Here is a 25,092-nt window from a genome sequence, read left to right on the forward strand (position 1 = left end):
GACGCTCAGACCCGGACGGACGAGGTGCTGAACGCCTCGATCGCCGGACGTTGGACATAGGTTTGCAGGACGACGGCGGCTCCGGTCGCCAGGACGGCTGCGGTCACGACACCGAGTACGAAGGCTTTCATCGACCGTGGGCTCCCTGTGTGGTTGGGCGGGCGTGATGCCGATGATAAGCCTCAAATGCGCGGGGCGCAATTGGCTGGAGATCGGGTTGGAGAGAGCCCGCTGAGGATCGATCCCAGCAGCAGGGCCAAGGCGCCCGCGATGAACAGCGGGACGTAGGAGTGGGTGACGCTGACCACGGCGGTCATGCCATAGCCGGCTCCGGCTTGCGCCAGGGCGAAGGCGGCCGTCATCAGGCTCCAGACCCGCGACCGCGAGGCGGGATCGACCAGTTCGACGATCCGCCCGGCCGCCAGCACGACCATCCCCGGCGTCAGCGCCCCGACCACGATCGAGGACAGCGCCAGCGTCGGGCCGCTCACCCAGATCACCGGCAGGATCACGGCCGCGGCCTTCAGCGCCAGGGCTCCCGACCACGCCAGCTTGAAGCCGAGCCGGTCGGCCAGCCAGCCGGCGACCAGCGGGCCGAACACCGCGCCAAGCCCGAACAGGCCCCAGTTGAAGCCGCCGACCGGCAGGCCCAACCCCAGTTCCCGCGCCAGGAAATCGACCCAGAACAGGGTGTGCGGCACGAAGCCGATGCCGTCGCAGGCATAGGCCGCCAACAGGGGCACTACGGCCCAACCGATCCGGGGGATCCTGACGGAGGAGTTGGCGGGAGGCGTCGCGTCGGCGGGCCAGCCGGTCCAGGCCACGGCGGTCAGGACGGCGGCGGCCGCACCCAGGCAGAGCCACGCGGTGGACAAGCCGAAACCGACCAGGAAGGGCATCGCGGTGCCCGATACCGCGACGCCTGTCCCGATGCCGGCGTAGATCAGGCCGCCGACGCGGCCGCGCCGCTCGGGCGGCGTGGCGCCCAGGATGGCGGGACCGGCCAGCACCATCAGGGTGGCGCCGGAGAAGCCGGCGAGGAACCGCCAAGGCGTCAGCCACAACAGTCCCGCTGGAATGGCGCAGGCGGCCAGCGAGACGGCGCAAGCCACCATGGCGGCCCGCAAGGCCCGCGGCACGTCGCCGATCAGGGTTGCGAAACCGCGGCCCAGCAGGGCTCCGGCCAGATAGCCCGCGAGGTTGGCCGCTCCCAGATAGGCGGCGGCCGCCGGCGACAGCCAGCCATCCTGGATCAGCGCCGGGATCAGGGGCGTGTAGGCGAACCGGCCGAGGCCGATCCCGATCAGCATGGCGCAGAAGCCGGACAGCGCGGCTCGATTGAACAAGAGGGAGCTCCGGATTGGGGCGCGTCGGCCTGGGCTGTCCGCCTAGACCAACACGCGATCCCCATCCAGGCAAGCGCTTAGCGGGCAATGCCGCTATTCGCGGGGCCGGCTTACTCGGCCGCGGCCTGGGCCTGTCCGCGATGGCGGCCCTCGGCGATCTCCTCGATCAGCTTGGCGCAGAAGGCGGGAAGGTCCTTCGGGGTGCGGCTGGTCACCAGACCCTTGTCGGTGACGACCTCCTGGTCCAGCACGGTGGCGCCGGCGTTGCTCAGGTCCTTCCGGATCGGCGCCACGGCGGTCAGGGTCCTGCCCTTGACCAGATCGGCGCTGATCAGGACCTGCGGGCCGTGGCAGATGGCGCCGACCGGCTTCCCGGCGGTGAAGAAGTCGCGGACGAACTTGAGAGCCGCCTCGTTGGTGCGCAGTTCGTCGGGGTTGAACAGGCCACCGGGGATCACGAGCGCGTCGTAATCATCCGCCTTGGCCTCGGCCAGGACCTTGTCGACGGCGACCTCGTCACCCTTCTCCAGGTGCTGGTAGCCGCGAATCGAGCCCTTTTCCGGCGAGACCACATGGACCGTGGCGCCGGCCCGCTTCAAAGCCTTTTGCGGTTCGGTCAGTTCAGCCTGCTCAAAGCCATGTGTAGCCAGAATGGCGACCTTGCGGCCTTCAATAGACTGAGCCATGTTGTTTCTCCTTGGTAAGTACAGGATCAGCATCACCCCAGGGATCCAGGGGGCTACTTCGGGTGATTTACTGATTGTGGGGTTCGCGCTGTTTCGCGATGCCCTCGACAACAGAGGTGGCGTCCATTGGGTTCCGATCAAGGGGTTGGAAACGGCGAAAATGATGCGCCTCGCCGAAATCCGCTCCCCGCGACGAGAGGAGCGGATGCATAGTCCGGCGCTCGACGGTAAAATCGCGCGTTTCCCGCCGGCCCCCGGTTGGACATTCAGAAAGACGCACGCCACCATGACGCTGCCGATCAGCGATCTCATCCTGGATGCGCTGCTGGCCCAGGACGCGCCGGCCGGCGATCTCACCACCCACGCGCTGGGCATCGGCGCTTGTCCGGGACGGATCACCTTCGCCGCGCGGGCCGACATGGTGCTGTGCTGCGTCGAGGAGGCGGCCCGCATGCTGGAGCGGGTCGGCGTGACGGCCCGCGCGCGGCACCGCGGCGGTGACCGGATCGCGGCCGGGACGATCTTCCTGGAGGGCGAGGGGCCGGCCGCCGGCATCCACTTGGCCTGGAAGGTGGCGCAGACGCTGGTGGAATACGCCTCGGGCATCGCGACGCGGACCCGGCGGATCGTCGATGCCGCGCAAGAAGTGGCGCCGGGGATCGCGGTCGCCTGCACGCGCAAGAACTTCCCCGGCACCAAGGAGATCAGCGTCAAGGCGGTGCGGGCCGGCGGCGCCCAGATGCACCGGCTCGGGCTGTCGGAAACGCTGCTGGTGTTCCCCGAACACACGGTTTTCCTGGAGGGATCGGCTAGTTTCCATGAACTGAAGCGCCGCCATCCCGAGCGGAAGCTGGTGGTGGAGGTGGCCTCGGCCGACGCGGCGGTGGCCGCGGCCGAAGCCGGGGCCGACGTGCTCCAGCTTGAGAAACTATCGCCCGACGTGGTCGGCGAGGTTGTCCGCCGCGTCGCCGGGATGACACCGGTTCCCCTGGTCGCCGCGGCGGGCGGCATCACCGAATCCAACGCCGCCGCCTATGCCGCGACCGGCTGCGCCATCCTGGTGACGTCGGCACCCTATTTCGCCGGGCCGGCGGATGTCCAGATCGTCATCACCAAATCCGGAGACCTCGCATGACCGGCAATCTCGGCTGGCTGTCCCTCGCCGCCGCCTTCCTGCTGGCCAGTCATTTCGGCATCGCCAGCACGGGCGCCCGCGCCGCCCTGGTCGGACGGATCGGCGAGCGCGGCTACCGCGCGCTGTTCTCGATCGTCGCGACCGTCGCCCTGGTCTGGCTGGTGATGGCCTACAACGCGGCACCCTACCAGCCGGTCTGGTTTCCGTCGGCCTGGATGTGGTTCGTCCCGCTGTTCGCGATGCCGCTGGCGTTCCTGCTGCTGGTGGGCGGCTTGAGCTCGCCCAACCCGACGGCGGTAGGCCAAGGCGCCGTGCTGGAGAAGGAACTGGGGCCGCGCGGCGTGCTGCGGATCACGCGCAACCCGGTGATGTGGGGTTTCGGCCTCTGGGCGGTCGCCCACATGGTGCCGAACGGCGACTGGGCGTCGCTGCTGTTCTTCGGCACCCTCGCGGTGTTGGCCCTGCTGGGCGCCATCCTGATCGACGCCAAGAACGCCGTCCGGCGTGGCCTGACCTGGGAACGCTGGACCGAACTCAGCTCCAACGTCCCGTTCGCCGCTATCATCCAAGGCCGCCAGAGCCTGCCCATCGCCATCCGCGAGATCGGCTGGATCCGGCTGGTCGTGGCCCTGGCGCTCTACGCCGGCTTGCTGCACGGCCACGCCTGGCTGTTCGGGGTATCGCCCCTGCCGCCGCTGTGAGGTGAGTTACAGATGCGGTTTCCGGAGCCTAGCGCCGTTCACACGGCAAACGCCTTCTCCTCTTCGTCCCAAAAACCGTCTTGGGCCGACGACGGAGGGATCAAGCGGCGAGCGGTTCGATTTGGGCGATGTCCGGTGCCGCGTTCGCGGCTTGGCTGAGGTCGAACATGATCTGTAGGTTCAGCCAGAATTCCGGGCCGGTGCCGAAGTAGCGCCCGAGACGCAAAGCGGTATCCGCTGTCACGGGAACCTCTTCACGGGCCAGCCGCTCGATCCGGGTGCGCGGCACCTTGCACCGCTGTGCGACGGCGTAGGCGGAGAGACCGAGTGGCACTAGAAACTCCATGCGGAGGATTTCTCCGGGGTGGATGGCCGGGGTCGGGCCGAGCATGGATCGATCTCCTCCACTTCAATGATAATCGACGATCCCGCGTCATGGCCGCACCATCACGCCAGACGAAGCAGATTCGCCACTGGTCGTTGATCCAAATGCTGTGCTGGCCTTCTCGATCGCCTTTGAGGGCTTCAAGCCGCTTTCCCGGCGGTTACCGCAAAGCGATCAGATCGATGGCCGCCGCCAGCATGGCCAGCTCTCGCTGGGTCGGTCGCATTGGATCCGATGGAAATCCTTTAGGTGTCCCGCCATTCCAAACAGCCTCGGCATCCTTGGTCTTGAAGCTGTGGATCATGACGCGCCTTGTCGCCGAGGCTGATATGTATCATGGTGTGATACGTTCGGCAAGCTTGAGATTTCGAGCGCGCTGGCTGGCAGCGGACCACCAGCCCCAAGATCACCGCGATACGGCTTCCGTCGCGAACTCGGCCGGTGAGGTGATTTCCAGCATCTCCAGGTCATCGGAATGCTCGACCTCGCGGTGTTGGATGCCCGCTGGCTGATGGACGCATGAGCCCGTTTGGAGCAGCACCTCGCCAACCCCCTCATACTCGAACCGCACCCAACCCCGCAGCACATAGACCATCTGGAAATCCAGCGCGTGGCGGTGCCATTCACCGGGGCGGCTCTCACCCGGCCGGGCGCGGATGACGTGGGCGTTGAACCGACCCTCGGTACCCTCGTTGATCTTGAGGTCACGGTATTCGAAGAACGCCCTCAAGCCGTCGTGGGTGAAGCCGTTCCCATCGGCGTGGCTCACGGTGAATTTCATCTCGATCCTCCCCTGTTTTCCCATCCTGGTGCCAGATTCTGGCCGATGGCCTATCGTTTTGTTCCTACGGGAATAATGCGTCAACAGAGGGCGGGATAAAACATCCGGATCGAACAGGCGCCCGCACAAACGAACGACCCGCCGGTGGGATGCCGGCGGGTCGGTGCGTGATCGTGGTGTTCAGCGTGCCGGGCGATGGCGCTCATCCGCCGTGGGGCGGACGGCCGTCATCCCGCGCGGCGCCTCAGAGACCCTTGGCCATGGCGCCCAGGCGCAGGCGGAGGGCGTTCAGTTTGATGAAGCCTTCGGCGTCTTTCTGGTTGTAGACGCTGTCGGCTTCGAAGGTCACGTAGTCCATGCGATAGAGCGAGTTCGGCGACTTGCGGCCGACCACCGAGGCTTGGCCCTTGAACAGCTTGAGGCGGACGGTGCCGTTGACCTGTTCCTGGGTGTTGTCGATCAGGGCCTGGATCGCCAGACGCTCGGGGCTGAACCAGAAGCCGTTGTAGATCAGCTCGGCGTAGCGGGGCATCACGTCGTCCTTGAGGTGCATGGCGCCCCGGTCCAGCGTGATGCTCTCGATGCCGCGGTGGGCCGCCAGCAGGATGGTGCCGCCGGGGGTCTCGTAGACGCCGCGGCTCTTCATGCCGACGAAACGGTTCTCCACCAGATCGAGGCGGCCGATGCCGTTCTGGCCACCCAGCTCGTTGAGCTTTGTCAGCACCTGGGCCGGCGACAGCGCCACACCATCGACCGCGACCGCGTCACCATGGCGGAACTCGACCTCGACATAGGTGGGAGTGTCCGGCGCCTTTTCGGGTGCCACCGAGCGGGTGAACATGTCCTCGTCGGGCTCGACCCAGGGATCCTCCAGCGCCTTGCCCTCGTAGGAGATGTGCAGCAGGTTGGCGTCGGTCGAATAGGGCGCCTCGCCGCGCTTGTCCTTGGCGATCGGGATCTGGTGCTGCTCGGCGTAGTCCAGCAGCCGGGTGCGGCTGTTGAGGTCCCAGTGGCGCCACGGGGCGATCACCTTGATGTCGGGCTTGAGGGCGTAGTAGCCCAGCTCGAACCGCACCTGGTCATTGCCTTTGCCGGTGGCGCCATGGGCGACGGCGTCGGCGCCGACCTCCTTGGCGATCTCGATCTGGCGCTTGGCGATCAGCGGCCGGGCGATCGAGGTGCCGAGCAGGTAGGTCCCCTCGTACAGCGTGTTGGCGCGGAACATCGGGAAGACGAAATCGCGGACGAATTCCTCGCGCAGGTCGTCGATATAGATGCTCGACGCCGGGACGCCCATCATCTCGGCCTTCTTGCGGGCGGGCTCCAGCTCCTCGCCCTGGCCGATGTCGGCGGTGAAGGTCACCACCTCGCAGCGATAGGTTTCCTGCAACCAGCGCAGGATCACGGAAGTATCGAGGCCGCCGGAATAGGCCAGCACGATTTTTTTGATGTCGCCGCTCATGAGGGTACCCGTGCAGTCCGAGGGTAATAAAACCGGCGCGACATTAGGGCGAACGGCGGCGGCCCGCAAGCCGCGCGCGGTGGCCGGCCTGGAACAAAGCGTCCTGGGCGCCGGTTGAATTGGTATCGCTGAATAAGCACCGCGCCGTCCTTCGGTATCAGGATCACCATCGCAATGAAGACCGTCCTCGTCATCGTCGTGCTCGTGGCCTTGCTGGGAGCGGCGCTCGTGTTCGGCGTCACGGGCTGGAGCCTCGACGGCGCCGACGTCGACATCAGCTTCCACGGGATGGTGGCGCTGGTGCTGGGCGGGTTGGGCACGCTGGCCCTGGGCGGCGGGCTGATGTTCCTGGTGTTCTACAGCAACCGGCGCGGCTATGACGACGCGGTGGAAGACAGGGCGACGCGGCCAGCGGCGCGGTCGCGCGAAACGCGGACGCCACATGGTTCGTGGACCACGACTGACGATCCGCCGGGCTGAAGCCGACGTCAGCCGGCCAGATCGTACCGGGCGACGATGTGGAAAGGCTGTTCGCGGCTATCCTGCTTGAAGACGGTCAGGTCGTCGATCACCAGAGGCGCCGCGGTGAAGGGTGCCGTGGCGTGCCGCAGATGGTCGAGCGCCATTGCGCGGTCTCGGTCGTCCAAGCTGCCGGTCAAGGTCATGTGGAACCGGAATTCCTCGAAGACATAGGCGTAGCCCCATCGTCCCAGGTATTCGTCCTGGCGTGCGGTCAGGCCGTGGGCGCGGCGCTTTTCCAGTTCGGCTGGCGAGGGCGCCGCCCGGAATGGGTCGAAATCGCGGACGCAGTCGGCGGCGAAGGCGTCCAGGGATTCCGATGGGGCGGAGGGAACCAGGGCGATGAAACTGCCCAGCTCCGCCAGCTTGAGCGGCGGCGCCTCGAACCGGTGGTGGGTTCGGGCGAACTCCGACGCGGCATCCAGCAGTTCCGCCTCGGTACGGCCAGTAGCCAGGACCATGGGCGGCTTCAGGGTGGCGTGGAAGCCGTAGTGTCGGGGCTCGGCGGTCCAGTCCGGAAAGGGTGACTCCACCGTCTCGCCGGTTGCGGCGTCGCGGCCAAGCCAGCGGCTGGTGAACCGCCATAGGAGGCTGTCGGGTTTCGGGGCGTGGTAGAGGGCGTAGCGGGGGGGCGGCGTGACGGTCATGGCTGGACAGGATCGGAAACACGGGTCGCCGACGCAACCGTTTTCAGCAGTCCGGGCGCCAGCCGGCACGCGGCGGCGGCGATGCCTTGCAGGACTGGCTGACGGATCGTCCGCGCCAGCCATGTGGCGGTGCGGATCTGCCCGGCGAAGCGCCTGCCGTCGAGCGCCGGTTGTCCCGCCAGCACCCTGTCCGCCGCGAGGAAAGCCGATTGCAACGCGATCGCCATGCCGTCGCCCGAGAAGGACGGGATCACGGCGAGCTGGTCGCCCAGGCGGTGCAGCCGGCGTGATGGCGCTGGGGCGCGGTGAACGAAGCCATAGGGGATGCCGTAGATGGACAGCGGGCGTTCCCAGCGCGACGTCGCTCCCGTCAGGCGATCGGCGAAGGGCCGGCAGTGATGGGCGATGTGGTCGAGCAGATCGTCCCAGCTCTTGCCGACTTCGGCGTGGACGGTTTTCGACACGACGAGGCACAGGTTGGCCTCGGTCGCGGACACCGGCTGCAATCCGGCGTAGCCGCCTGGGAACAGGAAGACTTCGACGTGTCCCGCCAGCTCGGCCATCCGGTCGGGCGCCAGCGTCAGGTATCGCTTGAACCCGATCATGTCGTTGATGGCGCCGGGAGCCCGGCGGTGGCCGCGCAGGTCGTGCTTGCCGCTCGCCAGCAGGACGGTCTGGGCGGTGACCAACTCGTCCGCATCGAGGGTCACGGCATCTGCCGCCTCGGTCAGCGAGCGGACCGCGACGCCGCGCCGGATCTCGGCGCCCTGGCCGGCCGCCGCTTGGAGCAAGGCCTCGTCCATCACTTGGCGTGACAGGCTGAACGCCGGGAAGGGCAGGCGTGTCGTGGTGGCGGTGCCTCCCTGGATCAGGCGGACGGAATGGATCGGTAAAGCGCCGAGCCCAGCCAGATCAAGGCCGAGGGTCGCCAACTGCGTGGCGGCCTCGCCGCTGACGAACTCGCCGCAGACCTTGTGATGGGGCAGGGCCTCGCGCTCGAACAGCAGGACGGAACGGCCGGCTTTCGTCAGCAGGCAGGCGGCGGCGGCTCCGGCCGGGCCCCCGCCGACGATGGCGATCTCGCGCGTTCCCGCCGTCACTTGACGCGGCCCACGCCGTAGCGGAATGGGGTGAACCACTCGACCGTGACGTCATCGGGAGCGAAACCGGCGGCATCCAGCAGGCGTGTCCAGTCGTCCCGCGTGAAGGCGCGGGCGACGGAGACCGGCGCGTCATGGACCACCAGCCGATTGACCGGCAGGGCCGCCACCATCAGCCGGGCGAAGCCGTGGGAGATGGCATGGCGGTGCAGGTCGTTGCTGAACCAGCCCAGGGTGGCCCGGTCCTCCATCCAGCGGAGGAAGCGGATCAGGTCGGGGTCGGGCAGATGGTGCGTGAACAGGGCGCTGATCACCACGTCCGGGCGGTCGTCGTCGGGCAGGTCGAACAGGTCGCCGACGCGGTAGTCGATCCCGGCGTCGGGCGGCGTGGCGAGGGCAGCGGCCTTTGCCGACCAGGGGTTGAGGTCGACGCCGGACAAGGCGACCTCGATGCCGCGCTTGATCGACCATCGGTGGATTTCCCGCAACGTGTCGCCATAGCCGAATCCGACGTCCAGGATGCTGAGGCGGCGGCGGCCGGTCCGCTCGACCAAGCGGTCCAGCCAAGTCAGCGTCGGGCGATAGGCCACGGTGCAGAAGTTGATGCGGCGCAGGTCGCGCAGGCAGTGCTGGAATTCCTCGAAGCCGACCCGCTCGGTGTCCATCAACTCCGGCTGCTCGCTGCGCCGGGAGAGGTCGCGGGGTGCTGGACCGGTCACGGCGCTCACGCGGCGGCGAGGCGGAACATCATGCTTTCCGCCGTCAGCCCCGGTCCGAACGCCATGGCGCAGCCCAGCGAGTTGCCGCCGATGCCGGTGTTCCGGAAGCGGTCGAGCATCCGCTTCAGCACGAACATGACGGTCGCCGACGACATGTTGCCGTAGTCGCGCAGGATGGCGCGCGAGTCGGTCAGCGGGTCACCGGATGAGCCGCCGCCCGAGCCGGCAATCACGCTGGCCACGGCGTCCAGGATCGAGCGGCCACCGGGATGGACCGCCCACAGCTCCACATCGCGCGGGTCGCGGCCCCGCAGGATCTTGGGCAGGGCTTCGGGAAGGCCTTGGCCGATCGTGCCGGGGACCGTGCCCGCCAGCCGCATGTCGAAGCCGGTTCGCCCGATATGCCAGGTGATCTGGTCGGCGCTGCCGGGAATGACGGTGGCGCGGAAGCTCTCCAACTCGACGCCGTCGGGCTCGGCGCTGACGACGCAGGCGGAACAGCCGTCGGCGAAGATCAGGAAGCTGAGCACCTCCTCGATGTTGGCGGTCTCCTGCAGATGCAGCGTGCAAAGCTCCAGGTTGACGATCGCCACCTTGGAGGCTGGCTCGGACCGGACGATGTGGCGGGCGGCCTTCAGGGCGTTCATCGCGGCGTAGCAGCCCATGAAGCCGATGATGGTGCGCTCGACCGATTGATCCAGCTCGAAGTGGCGGGCCAGTTGCAGGTCCAGGCCGGGGGCGTAGAAGCCGGTGCAGGAGGTCACGATCAGGTGGGTGATCCCCCCGCGGTGCCGCGCGATCCCGGCGGCTTCCAGGCTGGTGACGGCGAGGTCCAGGGCGTGCGTCTCGTAGAACTTCATCCGGGTCGCGGTGTCGGGGAAGGCACCGCGCTTGAAGAAGCCGCCCTGATCGAGCACCTCGGGGTCGGGATCGGGTTCGAAGAAGGAGTAGCGGTGCTCGATCTGGCATCGCTCGGCCATGCGTCGGAACAGCTTCCGCAGGCGCTCGTCGGTCAGGAGCTTGGGCGCGTAGCTGACGAACTTGTCATGGACGTCGTGGGTTGGAACCGCGGTTCCGATCGCGTTGATGTAGGCGGCGGTCATTCGCGGCTCCGGTTTGGGCGGTGATGCCCCGTGAAACAGCGCCGCCGGTCAAACGTCATGACTCGCCGGTCGGATAGGCTCGCCCACGCCAGGTCGAGGGCCGGCCGCGCGACGCCGTCCACAGCGCCGACCATTGTATCGCCAGCATGATGGCGACGCCCAGGGGGTGGAGCAACGCGCTCACGATGCTTTGATCGAAGCGGAAGGCGACGCCGAGACGCGTGCCCAGCGCCACCGCGATCCCGACGCAGGCGGGGAACAGGGCCTCGGGCGGGCCGCCGAGCAGCAGCAGGAACGGCAGGATATGGCCGCCAGCCAGCAATGTGGTCCAGATCGGCAGGCCGATGGGGGTGGCCATGCCCTCGGTCGCGTTCTTGGTGAAGCCTTGCCAGACCTCGACTCCGCTGCGGTACATGCGGCAGGTGGCGATCTGTTCGGCATCGAAAAGTTCGGTGTGGATGCCGGCGCGGCGGAAGGCACGGGGCAGCTTGACGCCGTCGTGCAGCGACTGCTTGATCTCGGCGTGCCCGCCGGCCTTGGCGTAGGCGTCGGCACGGGCGATGAACAGCTGGCCGCAGCCGGCTCCGAATCCTGGATGGTCGGACAGGCGCATGCCAATCACCGGCAGGAAGCCCAGCAGCAGGAAATGGATCATCGGGATCACCAGCCGCTCGGGCCAAGTGCCGGTCTCCTGATGAGGGAAGCCGCTGGCGAGTCCCGCCTCGGGATTCCGGGCCATGAACGCGGCCATGCGGCCGAGACCGTCGGGGGAGAGCCGGACATCGGCGTCGACGAAGACCAGCAGCGGGTGGCGTGCCAGCTTCGACAGGTGCCAGCAGGCGTGCTGCTTGCCCGACCAGCCGGGGGGCAGGGGGGGAGCCAGTTCCACCCGGACGCGAGGGTCGCCGATGGCGCGCACGACATCGGCCGTTCCGTCGGTGGAATGATCGTCGAGCACGACGACCTCCAGATCGACACCGGTGTTCGACAGCGCCGAGCGGACCGAGGCTTCGATCTTGTCCGCCTCGTTGCGGGCGGGGATCAGGACCGAGAGTGAGGCCTGCTCGCCCTGTCGCGGCGGCGGGCGGTAGAGCAGCAGGTTCCAGATCGTCATGACGGCCGGAACGATGGCGAGCCAAGCGCAGACCCAGGCGAAGGTTTCCATCAGGCGGCGATCCGGGGTGCTGTGAGGTGAAGGGGCGGCGTTTTCGTGTGGTGGATCCCCGGATCAAGTCCGGGGATGACGAAAGGGGTGCCGGAACGCCCATCGAAATCCATCATGGATGTTCCCTGCCGTGTTCCGGTTGGAAGCGCTCGCCACGCGCCAGTGACTTGGCGCGGCGCCAGAGGTCGTAGACGCCGCCCACTCCGGCGGCGCCGCTCAGCAGGGGTTCGAAATGGGAGGTGTCGCGGGTCTGGGACAGGGTGGCGAGATCGTCCATGGTGCCGGTCAGCGCCGCCTCCAGGCGGGCGTTCCAATCCTCGACCGAGCCGCCGCCGCTCTCCATCACGGGGCCGAAACGACACAGGGCTTCCGGCGTTCGTTCGTCCCAGAACGGGTATTCCAGGGCCAAGGGCACGATCGAGGCGCCCGTCACCCGGCGCGCCAGATGGGCGAGGCCGGGGCGAAGACTGACGGGGCGCCGGCGTGGGTCGGTGAAACGGCCTTCCGCCGTGATCCACAGCATGGTGGCGGGGTCTTCAAGCAGACCGCCGCAGATCTTGAGGAAGGCCGCCGCACCCCGGGGCCGGTCGGGTTCGATGCCGAAGATCCCGATCTTCCGCATGAACCCGTATTGAGCCAGCGCGTCCTCGTCCATCGGGCCATAGCCCCGCCGCTCGGGAAAGCGGAGCGTCGCGAGAATCATGAACATCGCCGGGTCCCACCACGAGGGGTGGTTGGAGTAGACGATCACGGGACGGTCCGGCGCCAGCACCGGAAGCGTCCCGCGCGCCAGCCGCACGCCGTGGAACCGGCGCGCGGCGTAATGGCGCATGTAGCGGCCGAAGAGTCGGACGACGCGCGGCGACCGGGCCGCGCGCACCGACTCGGCGGGCGTCATGCCGCCCCAACTCTGGATGGAGCGTTCACCGACTGGGGCGCCGGTTCGAACTCCATCGGCGTCGCGGTGGCGCCACCGAGGTCCTGGTCGACCGTGTCGGCCGCGATCCAGCCCGACATCATCACCATCGGCATGCCCGGTCCCGGATGGGCCGCCCCGCCGGCCAGATAGAGCCCCGGCACCTCGCGGCTCCTGTTGCCCGGCTTGAAGGCGCCGAAGAACCTGCCGTGGCTGGCGAGACCGTAGATCGCGCCGTTGAGCACGCGGTAGCGGTCGTGGATGTCCTGGGGTGTCAGCCAGCGTTCCACCCGAATGCGGCTTTCCAGGTCCTTCATCCCGCCGGTCCTGGCCAACTTGTCCAGGATCACCTTGCGATAGCGCGGCAGCATCGTCGACCAGTCATGGTGCGGGCGCAGGTACGGGGTGTGTACGAGCACGTACAGCGCCTCGCCACCGGGCGGGGCGACACCGGGTTCGGTCCGCGCGGGGGCCGCGATGTAGCAGGTCGGATCGGGTGCCGGCTCGCCCTTGTGATAGATCCAGTCGAACTCCTCCTCCGCGTCGCGCGAGAAGACGAAGTCGTGGTGGGCCAAGTGGTCATAGGCGCGGTCGAGGCCGAGATAGAGCACGACGCCGGAGCAGGCCGGCTCCGGCTTCCGCCGCCGCTCGAACTTGGCGCCGATGTCACCGCCGATCAGCTCGCGGTATGTCCGAACCGAATCCATGTTGGACACGACCGCGTCCAGGCCGATCGTTTCGCCCGAGGCGGTCTCCACACCGGTGGCGCGGCCCTGCGCCGTGATGATCTTGGTGATGCCGGTGTTCAGCCGGATCTCGACGCCCAATTCGCGGGCCAGCTTTTCCAGCGCCTTGGGCACGGCGCGGGTGCCGCCCATCGGGTACCAGACTCCCCCATCCGTCTGCATGTGGGCGATAGAGCACAGCACCGCCGGGGCACCATAGGGCGACGAGCCGACATACTGGACGAAGTGGTCGAGCATCTGGGCGATGCGGGCGTCGGGCACGTGCTTCCGCACCGTTCCCGCGACCGTGTGGCCCATCCGCAGGCTGAGCACGTCGGACAGGGTCGACGCGTTCATGTTTTTCTTGAAGTCGAGCGTGTCCTTGATGTCCTCGACCGATTTCCAGAAGAAGAAGCGGTCCGACACGTCATGCAGCCGCTTGGAGCGGTTGATGAAGTCGCGATATCCAGCGCCCGATTTCGTGCCCGGTGCGTAACGGTCCAGCTCGGCGGCCATCGTCTCGACGTTCTCGACCAGGTCAAGGACTGAGCCGTCCTCGAAGAAGCAGCGCCATTGCGGATCGAGCCGGATGAGATCCAACTCCTGGTCCATGTCGCGCCCGGCCTCGGCGAAGATCCGCCGAAGCACGCGGGGCACCGTCAGGATGGTCGGCCCCATGTCGAACCGGAAGCCGCCCTCCTCCAGCACGGCGGCCTTGCCGCCCGCCCAGGAGTTGGCCTCGAACAGCACGACCTTGTGGCCGCGCGCCGCCAGGGTGCAGGCGGCCGCCAAGCCGCCGAGGCCGCCGCCGATGACGCCAACCCTTCCTCCGGTCTGGCCACCGGTCTGGCCGCCCGTTTGGCTACCTGCGGGGCCGCTCAAGACACGCGCTCCTGGATCAGGGCGGTCTGTCCGGCCGCCATGTGGGTCCCGGCCTCCCAATCGTGCGACAGGCCGAGTTGGTCGGCCATCAGGCGGCTGGTGATGCGGGCGCTCTCGAAGATCACGGGCAGGCCACTGCCGGGATGGGTGCCGCCGCCCACGAGGTAGACGCCCTCCAGATCCTCGAACTTGTTGCGCGGACGCAGATGGAGCATCTGGTCCAGCGAATGGGCGAGGTTGAAGGTGGCGCCGCGATAGATCTGCATGTCGTTCTCCCAACCTTCCGGCGTCAGCACTTTCTCGTAGCGGATGCGCTTCTCAATGTCCTTCAGGCCGATCCGTTCCAGGCGCTTCAGCACCAGGGACCGGTAGCGCGCCTTTTCCTTCTGCCAATCGATGCCGCCGGTGCGGTGGGCCACGGGGACCAGCACATAGAGCGCGCTATGGCCCTTGGGCGCCAGCTCCGGGTCGGTGACGCAGGCGTTCTGGACATAGAAGCTGGGCTCGCCCGGCAGTTCGAGCCCGTCCTCGATGTCCTTGATGTTCCGCGCGTAGTCCTTGGTCAGATAGATCGTGTGATGGGCCAGATCCGGCAGTTCGCCCTCGAGCCCGAGATAGAGCATGAAGGTCGAGCAGGAGAACTTCTTGCGCTCGAGCTTCTCGTCGGTCCAGCGGCGCCGCAGGTGATTGGGCACCAGTTGGCTCATGGTCTGGGCGAAGTCGGAGTTCAGCACCAGCGCGTCAGCCCGATACTCCCCGGCGGGGGTGCGGACTCCAACGGCCTTGCGGCCCTCGAACAGGATCTCCTCGACCGGCTCGGACAGGCGGATGCGGACCCCCATGTCGGTGGCGGCGCGCGCCATCGCGGCCATCACGGCGCCGGTGCCGCCGCGCGGATGGAAGACGCCGAACTCGTATTCCATGAAGGACAGGATGGTGAACAGGCTGGGGCAGCGGAACGGAGACATGCCCAGGTACTTGCTCTGGAACGAGAAGGCCAGCCGTACGCGCGGGTCCGAGAAGTAACGGCCCAAGTCGGCGTCGACCGACTGGTGGGGCCGCATCAGGGGCAGCGACTTCAGCAGGGCGGGGTCGAGCAGGTCGAGAGCGCTGGAGAACGCCTTTTCCAAGACGGGCCGGAAGGCCGCCAGCTTCCGCCGGTTGTCGGCCATGAAGCGAGGCAGGTTGGCGGCGTCGGCCGGGCACAGCTTGGCGACCTGCTCGGCCATGGTCGCGGGATCGCCGCTCGCCTTCAGCTCGCCGCCGGCCTCGAAGATCAGATGGTATTGCGGATCGAGCCGGATCAGATCAACCTCGCGGTCGAGATCCTTGCCGCAGGCGGCGAAGATGTCGCGCAGCACGCGCGGATACAGGAAGAAGGTCGGGCCCATGTCGAACCGATAGCCACCCTCCGCCTCGATGGTGGACGAGCGGCCGCCGATCCGGTCGAGCCGCTCGACGACGGTGACGTCGGCTCCCGTCTTGGCCAGCAGCATGGCCGACGCGAGACCTCCCGGCCCCGCGCCGACGATGACGATGCGGCGGCTCATGGCGTGTCATCCACATGGGGAGACACTGGACACGGGGACCCGTTCGGCATTCTGGAATCCGCTCCCTGCTTGTTTGATAGATTGGGCTTGTTGATTGGAATGATGTTCGACGTATCTGCCCATTTCCACGTCACCCGCTTCCCGGTCGGTTTTACCCGAGGAAAGGGCATCGCGGAAAAGTCCATCGGAGGGGGTGGGGCATAATGGATCGTCATGGCAGCACAGAAACTGGATTGATGGCGGAGGATGTCCAGCACCGCCGCGACGCGGCGGAGATTATTCCGGTATCCCGCGTGGCGCGGAAGGAATGGGGCCGGCTGGCGGTCGCCGAGCGCGTCGCCGTGATCGGCCGGCTGCGGCGTCTGATCGCCCGGGACGCGCGCGCCTTGGACGACGCCGTCGGCGACCGTCCGGGCCGTGCCAAGGGCGAGACGGCGGCATTGGAGATCCTGCCCTTGCTGGACGCCTGCCGGTTTTTGGAACGCGAGGCGGCGGCCCTGCTGGCGCCGCGCCGGCTGGGCTCGCGCGGCCGTCCGGCCTGGCTGTTCGGCGTCAAGGCGGAGGTCCGACGCGAACCGCTGGGCGTGGTGCTGGTGGTGGCCCCGTCCAACTACCCGCTTTTCTTGCCGGGTGTCCAGATCGTCCAAGCCTTGGCCGCCGGCAACGCGGTCGTGGTCAAGCCCGCCCCGGGGCACCGGGCGCCGATCGACAAGCTGGCGTCGCTACTGGCCGAGGCCGGGTTGCCGGACGGCTTGTGCGCCGTGCTGGACGAGACGGTCGAGGCGGGCCGGGACGCCATCTCGGCGGGGGTCGACAAGGTGGTGCTGACCGGATCGGTCGTGACCGGGCGGCGCGTGCTGGCCGATCTGGCGGAACACCTGACGCCGTCGGTGATGGAGCTGTCGGGCAACGACGCGGTGTTCGTGCTGCCGGGTGCCGATGTCGGGATGGTGGCGAAGGCGCTGGCTTATGGGTTGAGGCTGAATGGCGGCGCCACCTGCATCGCGCCACGCCGGGTGTTCGCGGCGCGGTCGCTGGCGCTCGACTTGGAGCGCCAGCTGACGTCGCTGGTTCTGGAGACGCCGCCGGTCGCGGTGCCGGAACGGATCCGCCTTCAAGTGGCCCCGCTGGTGGAGGAGGCCCAGGCGGCGGGCTGCCGGTTGATCGGCAGGCCATTTGACGCGCGGGAGCCGGAGATGGCGCCGCTGCTGGTGGCCGACGCGGTGCCGGAACTGGGGCTGCTGCGGCAAGACATCTTCGCGCCCGTGCTCTCGCTGGTGCCGGTCGCGGACGAGACCGACGCGCTGGCGGCGGCGTCGGCCTGCGACTACGCGCTGGGCGCGGCGATCTTCGGTCCTGAGCAGGAGGCGCTGGCCCTGGCGGTGCTAGTCGAGGCCGGCTCGGTGGTGGTCAACGACCTGATCGTCGCCACGGCCGATCCCCGCTTGCCGTTCGGTGGACGAGGATCCAGCGGCTTCGGCACCACGCGCGGCGCCGAGGGTCTGCTGGAGATGACGGCGCTCAAGGCCGTCTCGATCCGGGGCGGCCGCTTCCGTCCGCATTACGATCCGGTCGGCCCGGCGGACGCCGCCCTGATGTTCGACTACATCGAGGCCGTCCACGGCACCGGCGCCCGGCTGCCGGCGCTGCGGCGGCTGGTCAAGGGCCTGATGGGGCAGGGGCGGGGGTGAAAGGTACGTTTCGAGATTATGATTAATTTTATGAATTTATCTTGACGCGTTTGATTGGGCGATTGTATTGGAGGAAGGTTCTTCCCCATATTCGAGAACCACTTAGATGTCCAAGTACGATGAGATCAGGGCTATCCTGAGCGAGCTGGGTTACGACTCCTGCCAGGATCCTGATGATCTTGTCCCTCTCTTCAGTGATTTGCTGGCGGCGACCGGAGAAGACGGTCTCGAAGGCGAGAGGCTCAAGCGTCTGGTGACGTCCCTCTACAAAGCCGAACTGGTCAAGAGCAGGCAAAAATTCTCCAAGAAATGGTATGATTACGTCCAAAGCGTGAAGAAAACCTCCCCCATGTCGGTGCGGGACATGCGTGTCCGTGATTCCGCCAACGACCGACGCAGTGCGTTCTGGGCGATGAAATACATACTGGATCGGGATTTATTGATCGAGCTTCGCCAGAAAACCAAACAGAAAATAGAAACGAATGGGGATGCGTCATGAGCGGAAATGCTAAGAAATACAAGGTGCTTGGCAGGCTGGTCAAAGAACTGGTGATCGAATACCTGGAGAGTGAAGGCGAGGCGGCGAGGGAGCCACGTGTCCGGAGGGTTTCAGTCAATCTCAAGCACGCGATTGTCGCGCCAACATATCTGGCTGGATTTCGGAACGAGATGGCCGCCATCATGGATCGGGCTCATCGGCCGGGATGGCCCAGCACCCACATGGAGGAATGATCCGGGCAGGGGTGATGGGCTGTCGTAGGTCGTGTTTTCGTCGACCGTGTTTCCGAAGACCGTGTTTCCGAAGACTGCGGTTATCGTGGGGCGCGGGATAACGCCATCGCCAAATCGCGCTTCAAGTTGGGATCATCGCTGGTCACGCCACGCTCGAACGATTCGAAGGCAGCCGTGAGAGCCTCGATCTCCTCATCGTTCATGACCAAATCGGGGTTGGCCTGATTTCCGGCGCTCCTCCTTATGATCGAAGCCCAATCCTTGGTCATGGTGAAATTCCCAGTTCCTGGCTTCGCGGCGCGGAGCCTGTGGCTGACGAGATCGCGGAATCCCTCATCGTAGCCATGATATCCATACGATAGCTTTGTTGGAATATAAAACAATTTGCTGATTCGCACAGTGTTTCATAAAGCTAAAAAATTGTCAACGCCAAACGGATTTTAACTTTAAGGGCATCGGGCTGGGTAGCCAATCTCGGAAAAGGTGTTTTTGAACAAAGAATAAAACCCTCACGTGTCCGGCAAATTCCCGCGCTGATCGGTCCCGCCATCTTGATATCGCCCGATAGCCCTTGTTTACATTGGCATGGGCGCTTCACATACTGCCGCCACCACGGTCCTCCGGATCGATCAAATTGCCAAGACGGTTCGATAGGGCATGGAAACAAACTTTACGAATGCCCGAATCGTCGGGCGCGACGGCGTCCTGAGCGGCGGCGTCTCGGTTCGGGATGGCGTCATCGCCGAGGTTGGGGACGGGCCGGCCGCTCCGACCGGCGCGCTGGATTTCGAAGGCGATTTCCTGCTGCCCGGCCTGATCGAGATGCACACCGACAATGTGGAGAAGCATTTCTCGCCGCGGCCGGGCGTGATCTGGCCGTCGAGCAAGGCGGCGGTGATCGCGCACGACCTCCAGATCGCGGGCGCTGGCATCACCACGGTGTTCGACGCGCTTTCGGCCGGGGATTATGGTGAGGGCGGCGACCGGCGGCGCATGCTGGCCGACGCGGTCTGGGCGCTCGGCGCCTGCGCAACGCAGGGCTTCCTGCGCGCCGATCACTTGCTGCACATGCGCTGCGAGGTTTCCGACGCCGGCGTGGTCGAGATCTTCGAACAGTTCGTCAACCATCCCCTGCTTCGGCTGGTCTCGCTGATGGACCACACGCCTGGCCAGCGGCAATGGGCGGAAGTGTCCAAGTATCGCCTGTTCCACCGATCGAAGAATTGGACCGATCCGGAGTTCCAAGCCCATCTGGAAAGCCTGCTGGAGAGTCAGCAACGCTACGCCCGGCTGCACCGCGAGCAGATCATCGGGATGACCAAGCCGCGCGCCCTGCGGCTGGCCAGCCACGACGACACCACCGAGGAGCACGTCGCGGAGGCGGTCGCGTCGGGCATCACCATCTCGGAATTTCCGACCACGCTGGAGGCGGCCGGCGCCGCCCGGCAGGCGGGGATGAAGGTGATCATGGGGGCACCGAACCTGGTGCGCGGCGGGTCCCACTCCGGCAACGCCTCGGCGGCGGAATTGGCGGGACAGGGGCTGCTCGACGGGTTGTCGTCGGACTATGTGCCGTCGAGCCTGCTGCACGCGGCCTTCCTGCTCCATGGCGTGGTCGGCCTGCCCTTGCACAAGGCCATCGCGTCGGTGACCGCCAACATCGCCGACATGCTGGACTTGGGCGACAGGGGCGTGATCGAGCCGGGCCGCAGGGCCGACCTGATCCGGGTCAGAATGGATGGCGACCTGCCGGTCGTGCTGACGGTCTGGCGCGAGGGCCGCCGGGTCATCTGAGCGCGAGCCGTGAACCCAACGGGAGGGACTACTTCCCCTTCTTGCCCTTGGCCAGCGCGTCGGCGTGGGTCACTCGGACGCGGCGGTTGATGGTGTCCTTCTCCTCGTCGGAGAAGGACTTCCACTGTTTCACCTCGGTCCTGCTCCGGCCGCAGCCCTTGCAGATCTTGTCGTCATCGTATTTGCAGACGTCGACGCAGGGGTTCTTGGTCTTCAGCTTTGCCATGAACTCACGATACCCGGCCCGGGCTTGGTCGGCGACCAGTTGGTCAGGCTCTGCTCGATGATGGCGCTGGGCCGGGTCGGCGGCACGCGGGTCAGGCTGGACGGGTCGACCGCGGGAGTGGGCTCCGCCTCGGCGGTGGCGAGCCGGCGCAGTTCCGGCGGCGGATCGACCTCCTCCGGCGTCAGGAACAGCCCGGCGCGGCGGGCCGCCAAGCCGAAGTCGGTCCTGCTGGTCCAGACTGTCAGCCAGACCGACACCACCAAGCCGGTGATGACCGGCACCAGCCACCAGAAGAAGTCGGGCGCCACGTTCAGCACCAGGGCGCCCCAGGCGAGGCCGAGGGCCACGTGCAGCCCATTGCGGCCGATCGCCTCGCGCAGGGTCAGGCCGCGCTCGCCGCGCGGCTGCGCGTTCCAGGTGACGCTTTTGCCCATCAGCGTCGCGACCACGAAATGGGTGTGGAACAGCATCATGGCGGGCGCCAGCAGCATCGAGAACAGCAGTTCCAGGAAGGCGCTGGCCCACAGCTTGCCACCGCCGCCGAAGCCGCGGCGCAGCGGGCCGTTGGCCATGGTCAGGATCAGGCTGTAGATCTTGGGCAGCAGCAGGATCGCGATGGTGACGCCGAACAGGGAGATCGTCTCGGACATCTTCGAGACCGGCCAGTTGGGGAACAGGTTGTAGCCGGGCAGGAAGTAGCTATGGCCGGTGACCGTCTGGTGCAGGATGTCGATCGTGCTGAGCGTCAGCAGCAGGAGCCAGAGCGGCGACGAGACATAGCCCAGCACGCCCATGATCAGGTGCAGCCGGCTGAGCGGGTGCAGGCCGCGGGTCGGCAGCAGGCGCAGGTGCTGCAGGTTGCCCTGGCACCAGCGACGGTCGCGAACGGCGTAGTCGATGGTGTTGGGCGGCAGTTCCTCGAAGCTGCCCTGAAGCTCGGGCACGATCCAGACCTGCCAGCCGGCGCGGCGCATCAGCGCCGCCTCGACGAAGTCGTGGCTGAGGATCTCGCCGCCGAGCGGGGCCTGGCCGGACAGCACCGGCAGGCCGCAATGCTCGATGAAGGCGCTGGTCCGGATGATCGCGTTGTGTCCCCAGTAGTTGCCCTCGCCCAGCTGCCACCAGGACAGCCCGCTGACCAGCGCCGGGCCGTAGAGCCGGCTGCCGAACTGGAGGATGCGGCCGAACAGCGTCTCCTGGTTGACCGGCGCCGGCAGCGTCTGGATGATGCCGGTGCCGGGGTTGTCCTGCATCAGCTTGGACAACGACACGATGGTGTCGCCCGACATCACGCTGTCGGCGTCGAGCACCAGCATGTGGTCGTAGGACGCTCCCCAGTTGCGCAGGAACTCGGCGATGTTGCCGGCCTTGCGCCCGGTGTTGTCCTCGCGCCGGCGATAGAAGATGCGGCCGTTGCCGTCCATCCGCTTGCACAGCGCCGCCCAGCCCGCCTCCTCCTCGGCCGCGATCTCCGGCTTGCGGGTGTCGCTGAGCACGAACAGGTCGAAATGGCGGTCCTCGCCGGTCGCCTTCAGCGAGCGCCAGGTCGCCTCCAGCCCGGCGAAGACCCGGTTGGGGTCCTCGTTGTAGATCGGCATGATGATCGCCGTCCGGGCCTTCAGTTCGACCGGCTTCGATGGGTCCAGGCCGGCGGGGTCGCGCCCGAACAGCCGGACCACGAATCCTACGGTCGCGGTCCAGAACGAGGTCGAGATCCAGGCGAAGCTGATCGTGAACAGCGCGAAGATCGCCATCTCCACGGCGGTGAAGCCATTGGCCCGCAACACGTCGGCCATCAGGTACGAGGCCGACAGGGTGGAGACGATCACCAGCGCGAAATAGACCAGCCGCCGCCACAGCGCCGTCCGGCGCAGATAGGCGGCGTTCCGGGCGGCATCCTCGGGGATGCCCAAAGGAGCGCCTGGGGGAACGTCGGGCATCGGACGTGATCCTTCGGTATGGTCCTCGGTCATGAGGGCGACCAGAGATAGACCCAGCTCTCGCTCAACGTCTGGCCGCGCAGGCGCAGGGTGCAGCGCAGGTCGGCCGGCTTGCCGTCGGGGATCAGGTCGAAGAAGACCCGCCAGCCGCTGGTCTCGGAATTGCGGTGGACGATCACCGGGCGAAGCTCGCCGGCGGTGGTCGTGACGACCGCCTCGATCGGCTGCTCCGCGCGGAGCGACGCCAAGTCGCCGCCCTGGAACTCCAACACGAAATGCCGGCCCTCGCGCGGCAGGTCGGGACGTCCGGGAACCCGGGCCGAACCGATCCGGGTCGAGACGGCGCGGGCCAGCGGCGGCCATTCCGGCGTCTCCAGCACCGACTTCAGGCTATAGGAGAAGTCGACCGCCTCACCGGCGCGAATCCGGCGCTCGGGCACCCAATAGGCCACGATGTTGTCGTTGATCTCCTCGTCGGTCGGGATCTCGACCACCTCGACCCGGCCCTTGCCCCAATCGCCGTGTGGCTCGATCCAGTAGCTGGGCCGCCGGTTGTACAGCGACTCGAGGTCCTGGTAGTGGTTGAAGTCGCGGTCGCGCTGGATCAGGCCGAAGCGGCGCGGGTTCTCGTCGGCGAAGGAGCTGACGCGCAGGTCCTTGGGATTGGTCAAGGGGCGCCAGATCCATTCGCCGCGCCCGGTCTGCATCTGCAAGCCGTCGCTGTCATGGACCTCGGGACGGAAGTCGTCGAACGACCGGGTGCGGCTCTCGCCGAACAGGAACATGCTGGTGAGCGGCGCCACGCCCAGCTTGCCGATGTCGCGGCGCGGATAGATCGTGGACGTGACCTCCGCCTCGGTGTCGGTGCCGGGCCGCAGCACGATCCGATAGGCGCCGGTGGCGCTGCGGCTGTCGAGCAGGGCGTACAGCGTCAGCTGGGTCGCGTCGGCGCCGGGTTCCTCGATCCAGAACTCGCGGAACCGGGGGAAGTCCTCGCCGCTCGACTCGGCGGTATCGACCGCCAGGCCGCGGGCCGAGGCGCCATAGATCTGGTCGCGGCCGAGCACGCGGAAATAGCTGGCGCCGAGGAAGACGGCCAGTTCGTCGGCGTAGTCGGGCCGGTTGAGCGGGTAGTGGATGCGGAGGCCGGCGAAGCCGAGATCGGCCGGCAGGCCGTCGCCGAAATTATTGGCGCCATAGTCGAACATGTCGGGCCGGTATGCGACCGGGGTCGCCTGACCCTCGCGCAGCAGGTTGATCCGCACCGGCTGCTGGTAGAGGAAGCCCAGGTGGAAGAACTGCAGCTGGAACAGCTTCTCGCCGCGCCAGAGCGACTTCTCCGGCTTGAACCGGATGTCGCGGTAGCGGTCGTAGGACAGATCGCGCAACGGTTGGGGCAACTGACCCTGGCCATCGGAGTGGTTCTGTTTGGCGAGATCCTGGGCAAGACGCTGGACCGTCTCGAAACCGAACGTGGGCTGGGGCTCGGCGGGTTGCGCAGGAACCGTGTCGGGCCGCGGCGGCTGGGCCTGCGCGCCCGCGTCCTGCGCCAGGGCCGAGCCGAACGGCAGCAGTCCGGCGGCGCCGGCTCCAGCGGTGGCGATCAGGAACTTGCGGCGGTCGAAGCCCTGCGCTGAGCGCGGGCGGAGCGGTTCGTCGTTCATGTACTCCAACTGCGTCCGGGTGGGATAGGTTCCGATATCGTCGGTCTGGCCGCCATCGGCGTGCCGACGGCGGTTCTCGCGGATGCGAACACCCGCACATCCAACACTCAACAGCCTCATTTAGTCCTTCGCCGCATGGCAAAAAAGGGCTGCCTCGCATTATGGCGGAAGTGTGATCCACGCGTCGTGAGTAACGGAGGGAGTGCGGGGATCAAAATGATGAAGCTGGCTGAAGCCAGTGAAAGACCCATATGAACAGGCCATGCTGAGGTTTCTGCTTTTTCTTTGTGGCGCCGCGACGGGTGCCGCCGCCGTCCTGATCTATGTTGGCATCGTCACGGTGCCACCTTCCTGGACGCCGTGGGGGCCGCTCGATCTGGCGGAGGAACCGGGGGTCTTCACGCGGATTCAGCTGGCTGGACTGCGCGACGAGCCGGGCGAATGCTTCGAGGCGCTGGAGAAGGCGGGCATCACCTTCGCGGTCCAACCCCAGCGCCCGGTGGAGAATGGCTGCGGTTTGGTCGACACCGCCCGTGTGCGCCAAGTCGCGACCACCTATAGCGGGGCCTTCGTGGCGACCTGCCCAGTGATCGCGGCGCTCTACCTGTTCGAGCGCCATGTGCTCGATCCGGCGGCGCGGCTTCACCTGAACTCGGGCGTCGCGCGGATCAACCATTTCGGCACCTACAACTGCCGGAACGTCTATGGCCGGGCGGTGGGGCGGCGCAGCGAGCACGCGCTGGCAAACGCGATCGACATCGGCGGCGTCGTGCTGGAGGATGGCCGCATCGTGTCGCTGGCGCGTCACTGGGACCGCGGAGGAAGCCCCGAGGGCCGCTTCCTCCGCGAGGTCAACGATGGCGCCTGCCGCTTCTTCAACGCCGTGCTGGGGCCGGAATACAACGCCGCCCACCACGATCACTTCCACCTCGACATGGGGCGGTGGCGGGTCTGCCGGTGACTGGGGGCACGAAGCGGAGGTGAGGAAAATATAGGCAATAAAAAAGCCCCGGCGCTGCCGAGGCCTTGAATCTTGGACTTTCTGGAGTGGCCTTCTTTTGTGCCACCTGAACTAGTCTCAAGCTCCTTATTTGGAGCGTTTCTTCCCTGTTCGCTGGCCGCCTTTTTATTAGGCGATCCGTTCTTGGCGTGCTCATTTTCTAGCAGAGTTCGGTCTGTGATTTAAACTGTCAAAACGGCCTATGACATTAGACATAGTTGGC

General features: G+C 66.8%; 27 protein-coding genes. 8 read left to right on the forward strand and 19 right to left on the reverse strand.

Going from position 1 to position 25,092, the window contains the following annotated elements:
- Nucleotides 1-5: 5 nt before the first annotated feature.
- The 3 genes from N825_RS40830 to N825_RS24885 form a co-directional block, all read right to left on the reverse strand.
- Complete coding sequence (locus tag N825_RS40830) at nucleotides 6-131, reverse strand: hypothetical protein (RefSeq protein WP_281174378.1); 126 nt, start codon at nucleotides 129-131, stop codon at nucleotides 6-8.
- 51 nt (nucleotides 132-182) lie between these two features.
- Complete coding sequence (locus tag N825_RS24880; RefSeq protein WP_157619525.1) at nucleotides 183-1,346, reverse strand: YbfB/YjiJ family MFS transporter; 1,164 nt, start codon at nucleotides 1,344-1,346, stop codon at nucleotides 183-185.
- Nucleotides 1,347-1,456: 110 nt separating this feature from the next.
- Nucleotides 1,457-2,032 carry a type 1 glutamine amidotransferase domain-containing protein gene (locus N825_RS24885; protein ID WP_037458061.1) on the reverse strand — a complete coding sequence of 192 codons (576 nt, stop codon included), beginning with the start codon at nucleotides 2,030-2,032 and terminating at the stop codon, nucleotides 1,457-1,459.
- Between the two features lie 286 nt (nucleotides 2,033-2,318).
- On the opposite strand from N825_RS24885, the gene modD reads away from it, so the two are divergent.
- On the forward strand, nucleotides 2,319-3,167 hold the full coding sequence (modD, locus tag N825_RS24890; RefSeq protein WP_037458192.1) for a ModD protein: 849 nt from the start codon (nucleotides 2,319-2,321) through the stop codon (nucleotides 3,165-3,167).
- Nucleotides 3,164-3,868: an NnrU family protein gene (locus N825_RS24895; RefSeq protein ID WP_037458063.1), complete on the forward strand. Its 705-nt coding sequence runs from the start codon at nucleotides 3,164-3,166 to the stop codon at nucleotides 3,866-3,868. Before modD ends, N825_RS24895 begins: the two co-directional genes overlap by 4 nt.
- 100 nt (nucleotides 3,869-3,968) lie before the next feature.
- On the opposite strand, the gene N825_RS24900 is transcribed toward N825_RS24895, so the two are convergent.
- From N825_RS24900 to N825_RS24915, 4 genes are all read right to left on the reverse strand, one after another.
- The gene (locus N825_RS24900; protein WP_037458064.1) at nucleotides 3,969-4,259 is read right to left on the reverse strand and encodes a HigA family addiction module antitoxin; all 291 of its coding nucleotides are present in this window, start codon (nucleotides 4,257-4,259) and stop codon (nucleotides 3,969-3,971) included.
- 154 nt (nucleotides 4,260-4,413) lie between these two features.
- Complete coding sequence (locus N825_RS40930) at nucleotides 4,414-4,557, reverse strand: hypothetical protein (RefSeq protein WP_342666043.1); 144 nt, start codon at nucleotides 4,555-4,557, stop codon at nucleotides 4,414-4,416.
- A gap of 102 nt (nucleotides 4,558-4,659) precedes the next feature.
- Nucleotides 4,660-5,034: a cupin domain-containing protein gene (locus N825_RS24910; RefSeq protein ID WP_037458066.1), complete on the reverse strand. Its 375-nt coding sequence runs from the start codon at nucleotides 5,032-5,034 to the stop codon at nucleotides 4,660-4,662.
- Between the two features lie 244 nt (nucleotides 5,035-5,278).
- On the reverse strand, nucleotides 5,279-6,496 hold the full coding sequence (locus N825_RS24915) for an argininosuccinate synthase (protein WP_037458068.1): 1,218 nt from the start codon (nucleotides 6,494-6,496) through the stop codon (nucleotides 5,279-5,281).
- 174 nt (nucleotides 6,497-6,670) lie between these two features.
- Between N825_RS24915 and N825_RS24920 the strand changes: the two genes are divergently transcribed.
- Nucleotides 6,671-6,976, forward strand: a complete 306-nt coding sequence (locus N825_RS24920) for a hypothetical protein (protein ID WP_063833923.1) — start codon at nucleotides 6,671-6,673, stop codon at nucleotides 6,974-6,976.
- An 8-nt stretch (nucleotides 6,977-6,984) separates the two neighbouring features.
- Here N825_RS24920 and N825_RS24925 read toward each other — a convergent pair whose 3' ends face one another.
- The 8 genes from N825_RS24925 to crtI form a co-directional block, all read right to left on the reverse strand.
- Nucleotides 6,985-7,662, reverse strand: a complete 678-nt coding sequence (locus N825_RS24925) for a DUF1045 domain-containing protein (RefSeq protein WP_037458070.1) — start codon at nucleotides 7,660-7,662, stop codon at nucleotides 6,985-6,987.
- A complete protein-coding gene (locus N825_RS24930) occupies nucleotides 7,659-8,762 on the reverse strand; it encodes an NAD(P)/FAD-dependent oxidoreductase (RefSeq protein WP_037458072.1) in 1,104 nt (367 codons plus the stop codon). Before N825_RS24930 ends, N825_RS24925 begins: the two co-directional genes overlap by 4 nt.
- Nucleotides 8,759-9,481 carry a methyltransferase domain-containing protein gene (locus tag N825_RS24935; RefSeq protein ID WP_037458195.1) on the reverse strand — a complete coding sequence of 241 codons (723 nt, stop codon included), beginning with the start codon at nucleotides 9,479-9,481 and terminating at the stop codon, nucleotides 8,759-8,761. Before N825_RS24935 ends, N825_RS24930 begins: the two co-directional genes overlap by 4 nt.
- A 5-nt stretch (nucleotides 9,482-9,486) precedes the next feature.
- Complete coding sequence (locus N825_RS24940) at nucleotides 9,487-10,584, reverse strand: type III polyketide synthase (RefSeq protein WP_037458073.1); 1,098 nt, start codon at nucleotides 10,582-10,584, stop codon at nucleotides 9,487-9,489.
- 55 nt (nucleotides 10,585-10,639) lie between these two features.
- The gene (locus N825_RS24945; RefSeq protein WP_037458074.1) at nucleotides 10,640-11,749 is read right to left on the reverse strand and encodes a glycosyltransferase family 2 protein; all 1,110 of its coding nucleotides are present in this window, start codon (nucleotides 11,747-11,749) and stop codon (nucleotides 10,640-10,642) included.
- A gap of 112 nt (nucleotides 11,750-11,861) precedes the next feature.
- The gene (locus N825_RS24950) at nucleotides 11,862-12,647 is read right to left on the reverse strand and encodes a lysophospholipid acyltransferase family protein (protein ID WP_037458077.1); all 786 of its coding nucleotides are present in this window, start codon (nucleotides 12,645-12,647) and stop codon (nucleotides 11,862-11,864) included.
- Complete coding sequence (locus N825_RS24955; RefSeq protein ID WP_051512981.1) at nucleotides 12,644-14,272, reverse strand: phytoene desaturase family protein; 1,629 nt, start codon at nucleotides 14,270-14,272, stop codon at nucleotides 12,644-12,646. The genes N825_RS24950 and N825_RS24955 overlap by 4 nt, the downstream gene beginning before the upstream one ends.
- Nucleotides 14,269-15,822, reverse strand: coding sequence for a phytoene desaturase family protein (crtI, locus tag N825_RS24960; RefSeq protein ID WP_037458078.1), 1,554 nt, complete (start codon nucleotides 15,820-15,822; stop codon nucleotides 14,269-14,271). Before crtI ends, N825_RS24955 begins: the two co-directional genes overlap by 4 nt.
- A gap of 236 nt (nucleotides 15,823-16,058) precedes the next feature.
- Here crtI and N825_RS24965 point away from each other — a divergent pair, with 236 nt between their 5' ends.
- From N825_RS24965 to N825_RS24975, 3 genes are all read left to right on the forward strand, one after another.
- The gene (locus N825_RS24965; RefSeq protein ID WP_084165045.1) at nucleotides 16,059-17,513 is read left to right on the forward strand and encodes an aldehyde dehydrogenase family protein; all 1,455 of its coding nucleotides are present in this window, start codon (nucleotides 16,059-16,061) and stop codon (nucleotides 17,511-17,513) included.
- Between the two features lie 106 nt (nucleotides 17,514-17,619).
- Complete coding sequence (locus N825_RS24970) at nucleotides 17,620-18,012, forward strand: hypothetical protein (protein ID WP_037458080.1); 393 nt, start codon at nucleotides 17,620-17,622, stop codon at nucleotides 18,010-18,012.
- On the forward strand, nucleotides 18,009-18,245 hold the full coding sequence (locus N825_RS24975; protein ID WP_037458081.1) for a hypothetical protein: 237 nt from the start codon (nucleotides 18,009-18,011) through the stop codon (nucleotides 18,243-18,245). The genes N825_RS24970 and N825_RS24975 overlap by 4 nt, the downstream gene beginning before the upstream one ends.
- 80 nt (nucleotides 18,246-18,325) lie before the next feature.
- Here N825_RS24975 and N825_RS24980 read toward each other — a convergent pair whose 3' ends face one another.
- Nucleotides 18,326-18,514 carry a hypothetical protein gene (locus tag N825_RS24980; protein WP_037458084.1) on the reverse strand — a complete coding sequence of 63 codons (189 nt, stop codon included), beginning with the start codon at nucleotides 18,512-18,514 and terminating at the stop codon, nucleotides 18,326-18,328.
- Between the two features lie 388 nt (nucleotides 18,515-18,902).
- On the opposite strand from N825_RS24980, the gene N825_RS24985 reads away from it, so the two are divergent.
- The gene (locus N825_RS24985; RefSeq protein ID WP_037458086.1) at nucleotides 18,903-20,039 is read left to right on the forward strand and encodes an alpha-D-ribose 1-methylphosphonate 5-triphosphate diphosphatase; all 1,137 of its coding nucleotides are present in this window, start codon (nucleotides 18,903-18,905) and stop codon (nucleotides 20,037-20,039) included.
- A gap of 28 nt (nucleotides 20,040-20,067) precedes the next feature.
- Here the strand turns inward: N825_RS24985 and N825_RS24990 are convergent, their stop codons facing one another.
- The 3 genes from N825_RS24990 to N825_RS25000 are packed head-to-tail and all read right to left on the reverse strand — an operon-like array spanning nucleotide 20,068 to nucleotide 23,989.
- Nucleotides 20,068-20,265, reverse strand: coding sequence for a DUF1289 domain-containing protein (locus N825_RS24990; RefSeq protein ID WP_051512984.1), 198 nt, complete (start codon nucleotides 20,263-20,265; stop codon nucleotides 20,068-20,070).
- Entirely contained in the window at nucleotides 20,253-22,205 is a 1,953-nt protein-coding gene (gene mdoH / locus N825_RS24995) for a glucans biosynthesis glucosyltransferase MdoH (protein WP_084165049.1), read from the reverse strand. Before mdoH ends, N825_RS24990 begins: the two co-directional genes overlap by 13 nt.
- A gap of 29 nt (nucleotides 22,206-22,234) precedes the next feature.
- Nucleotides 22,235-23,989: an OpgD/OpgG family glucan biosynthesis protein gene (locus N825_RS25000; protein WP_198038886.1), complete on the reverse strand. Its 1,755-nt coding sequence runs from the start codon at nucleotides 23,987-23,989 to the stop codon at nucleotides 22,235-22,237.
- A gap of 142 nt (nucleotides 23,990-24,131) precedes the next feature.
- On the opposite strand from N825_RS25000, the gene N825_RS25005 reads away from it, so the two are divergent.
- Nucleotides 24,132-24,830 carry an extensin-like domain-containing protein gene (locus N825_RS25005; RefSeq protein WP_037458089.1) on the forward strand — a complete coding sequence of 233 codons (699 nt, stop codon included), beginning with the start codon at nucleotides 24,132-24,134 and terminating at the stop codon, nucleotides 24,828-24,830.
- Nucleotides 24,831-25,092 lie beyond the last annotated feature (262 nt).

The organism is Skermanella stibiiresistens SB22, from assembly GCF_000576635.1.
GTDB lineage: Bacteria > Pseudomonadota > Alphaproteobacteria > Azospirillales > Azospirillaceae > Skermanella > Skermanella stibiiresistens.

What these genes read in the sequence shown, in the direction of transcription:
- N825_RS40830 (WP_281174378.1), bottom strand. Translation starts at nt 131, where the DNA reads ATGAAAGCCTTCGTACTCGGTGTCGTGACCGCAGCCGTCCTGGCGACC.
- N825_RS24885 (WP_037458061.1), bottom strand. Translation starts at nt 2,032, where the DNA reads ATGGCTCAGTCTATTGAAGGCCGCAAGGTCGCCATTCTGGCTACACAT.
- modD (WP_037458192.1), top strand. Translation starts at nt 2,319, where the DNA reads ATGACGCTGCCGATCAGCGATCTCATCCTGGATGCGCTGCTGGCCCAG.
- N825_RS24895 (WP_037458063.1), top strand. Translation starts at nt 3,164, where the DNA reads ATGACCGGCAATCTCGGCTGGCTGTCCCTCGCCGCCGCCTTCCTGCTG.
- N825_RS24900 (WP_037458064.1), bottom strand. Translation starts at nt 4,259, where the DNA reads ATGCTCGGCCCGACCCCGGCCATCCACCCCGGAGAAATCCTCCGCATG.
- N825_RS40930 (WP_342666043.1), bottom strand. Translation starts at nt 4,557, where the DNA reads ATGATCCACAGCTTCAAGACCAAGGATGCCGAGGCTGTTTGGAATGGC.
- N825_RS24910 (WP_037458066.1), bottom strand. Translation starts at nt 5,034, where the DNA reads ATGAAATTCACCGTGAGCCACGCCGATGGGAACGGCTTCACCCACGAC.
- N825_RS24915 (WP_037458068.1), bottom strand. Translation starts at nt 6,496, where the DNA reads ATGAGCGGCGACATCAAAAAAATCGTGCTGGCCTATTCCGGCGGCCTC.
- N825_RS24920 (WP_063833923.1), top strand. Translation starts at nt 6,671, where the DNA reads ATGAAGACCGTCCTCGTCATCGTCGTGCTCGTGGCCTTGCTGGGAGCG.
- N825_RS24925 (WP_037458070.1), bottom strand. Translation starts at nt 7,662, where the DNA reads ATGACCGTCACGCCGCCCCCCCGCTACGCCCTCTACCACGCCCCGAAA.
- N825_RS24940 (WP_037458073.1), bottom strand. Translation starts at nt 10,584, where the DNA reads ATGACCGCCGCCTACATCAACGCGATCGGAACCGCGGTTCCAACCCAC.
- N825_RS24945 (WP_037458074.1), bottom strand. Translation starts at nt 11,749, where the DNA reads ATGGAAACCTTCGCCTGGGTCTGCGCTTGGCTCGCCATCGTTCCGGCC.
- N825_RS24950 (WP_037458077.1), bottom strand. Translation starts at nt 12,647, where the DNA reads ATGACGCCCGCCGAGTCGGTGCGCGCGGCCCGGTCGCCGCGCGTCGTC.
- crtI (WP_037458078.1), bottom strand. Translation starts at nt 15,822, where the DNA reads ATGAGCCGCCGCATCGTCATCGTCGGCGCGGGGCCGGGAGGTCTCGCG.
- N825_RS24965 (WP_084165045.1), top strand. Translation starts at nt 16,059, where the DNA reads ATGGCGGAGGATGTCCAGCACCGCCGCGACGCGGCGGAGATTATTCCG.
- N825_RS24970 (WP_037458080.1), top strand. Translation starts at nt 17,620, where the DNA reads ATGTCCAAGTACGATGAGATCAGGGCTATCCTGAGCGAGCTGGGTTAC.
- N825_RS24975 (WP_037458081.1), top strand. Translation starts at nt 18,009, where the DNA reads ATGAGCGGAAATGCTAAGAAATACAAGGTGCTTGGCAGGCTGGTCAAA.
- N825_RS24980 (WP_037458084.1), bottom strand. Translation starts at nt 18,514, where the DNA reads ATGACCAAGGATTGGGCTTCGATCATAAGGAGGAGCGCCGGAAATCAG.
- N825_RS24985 (WP_037458086.1), top strand. Translation starts at nt 18,903, where the DNA reads ATGGAAACAAACTTTACGAATGCCCGAATCGTCGGGCGCGACGGCGTC.
- N825_RS24990 (WP_051512984.1), bottom strand. Translation starts at nt 20,265, where the DNA reads ATGGCAAAGCTGAAGACCAAGAACCCCTGCGTCGACGTCTGCAAATAC.
- mdoH (WP_084165049.1), bottom strand. Translation starts at nt 22,205, where the DNA reads ATGCCCGACGTTCCCCCAGGCGCTCCTTTGGGCATCCCCGAGGATGCC.
- N825_RS25000 (WP_198038886.1), bottom strand. Translation starts at nt 23,989, where the DNA reads ATGAGGCTGTTGAGTGTTGGATGTGCGGGTGTTCGCATCCGCGAGAAC.
- N825_RS25005 (WP_037458089.1), top strand. Translation starts at nt 24,132, where the DNA reads ATGCTGAGGTTTCTGCTTTTTCTTTGTGGCGCCGCGACGGGTGCCGCC.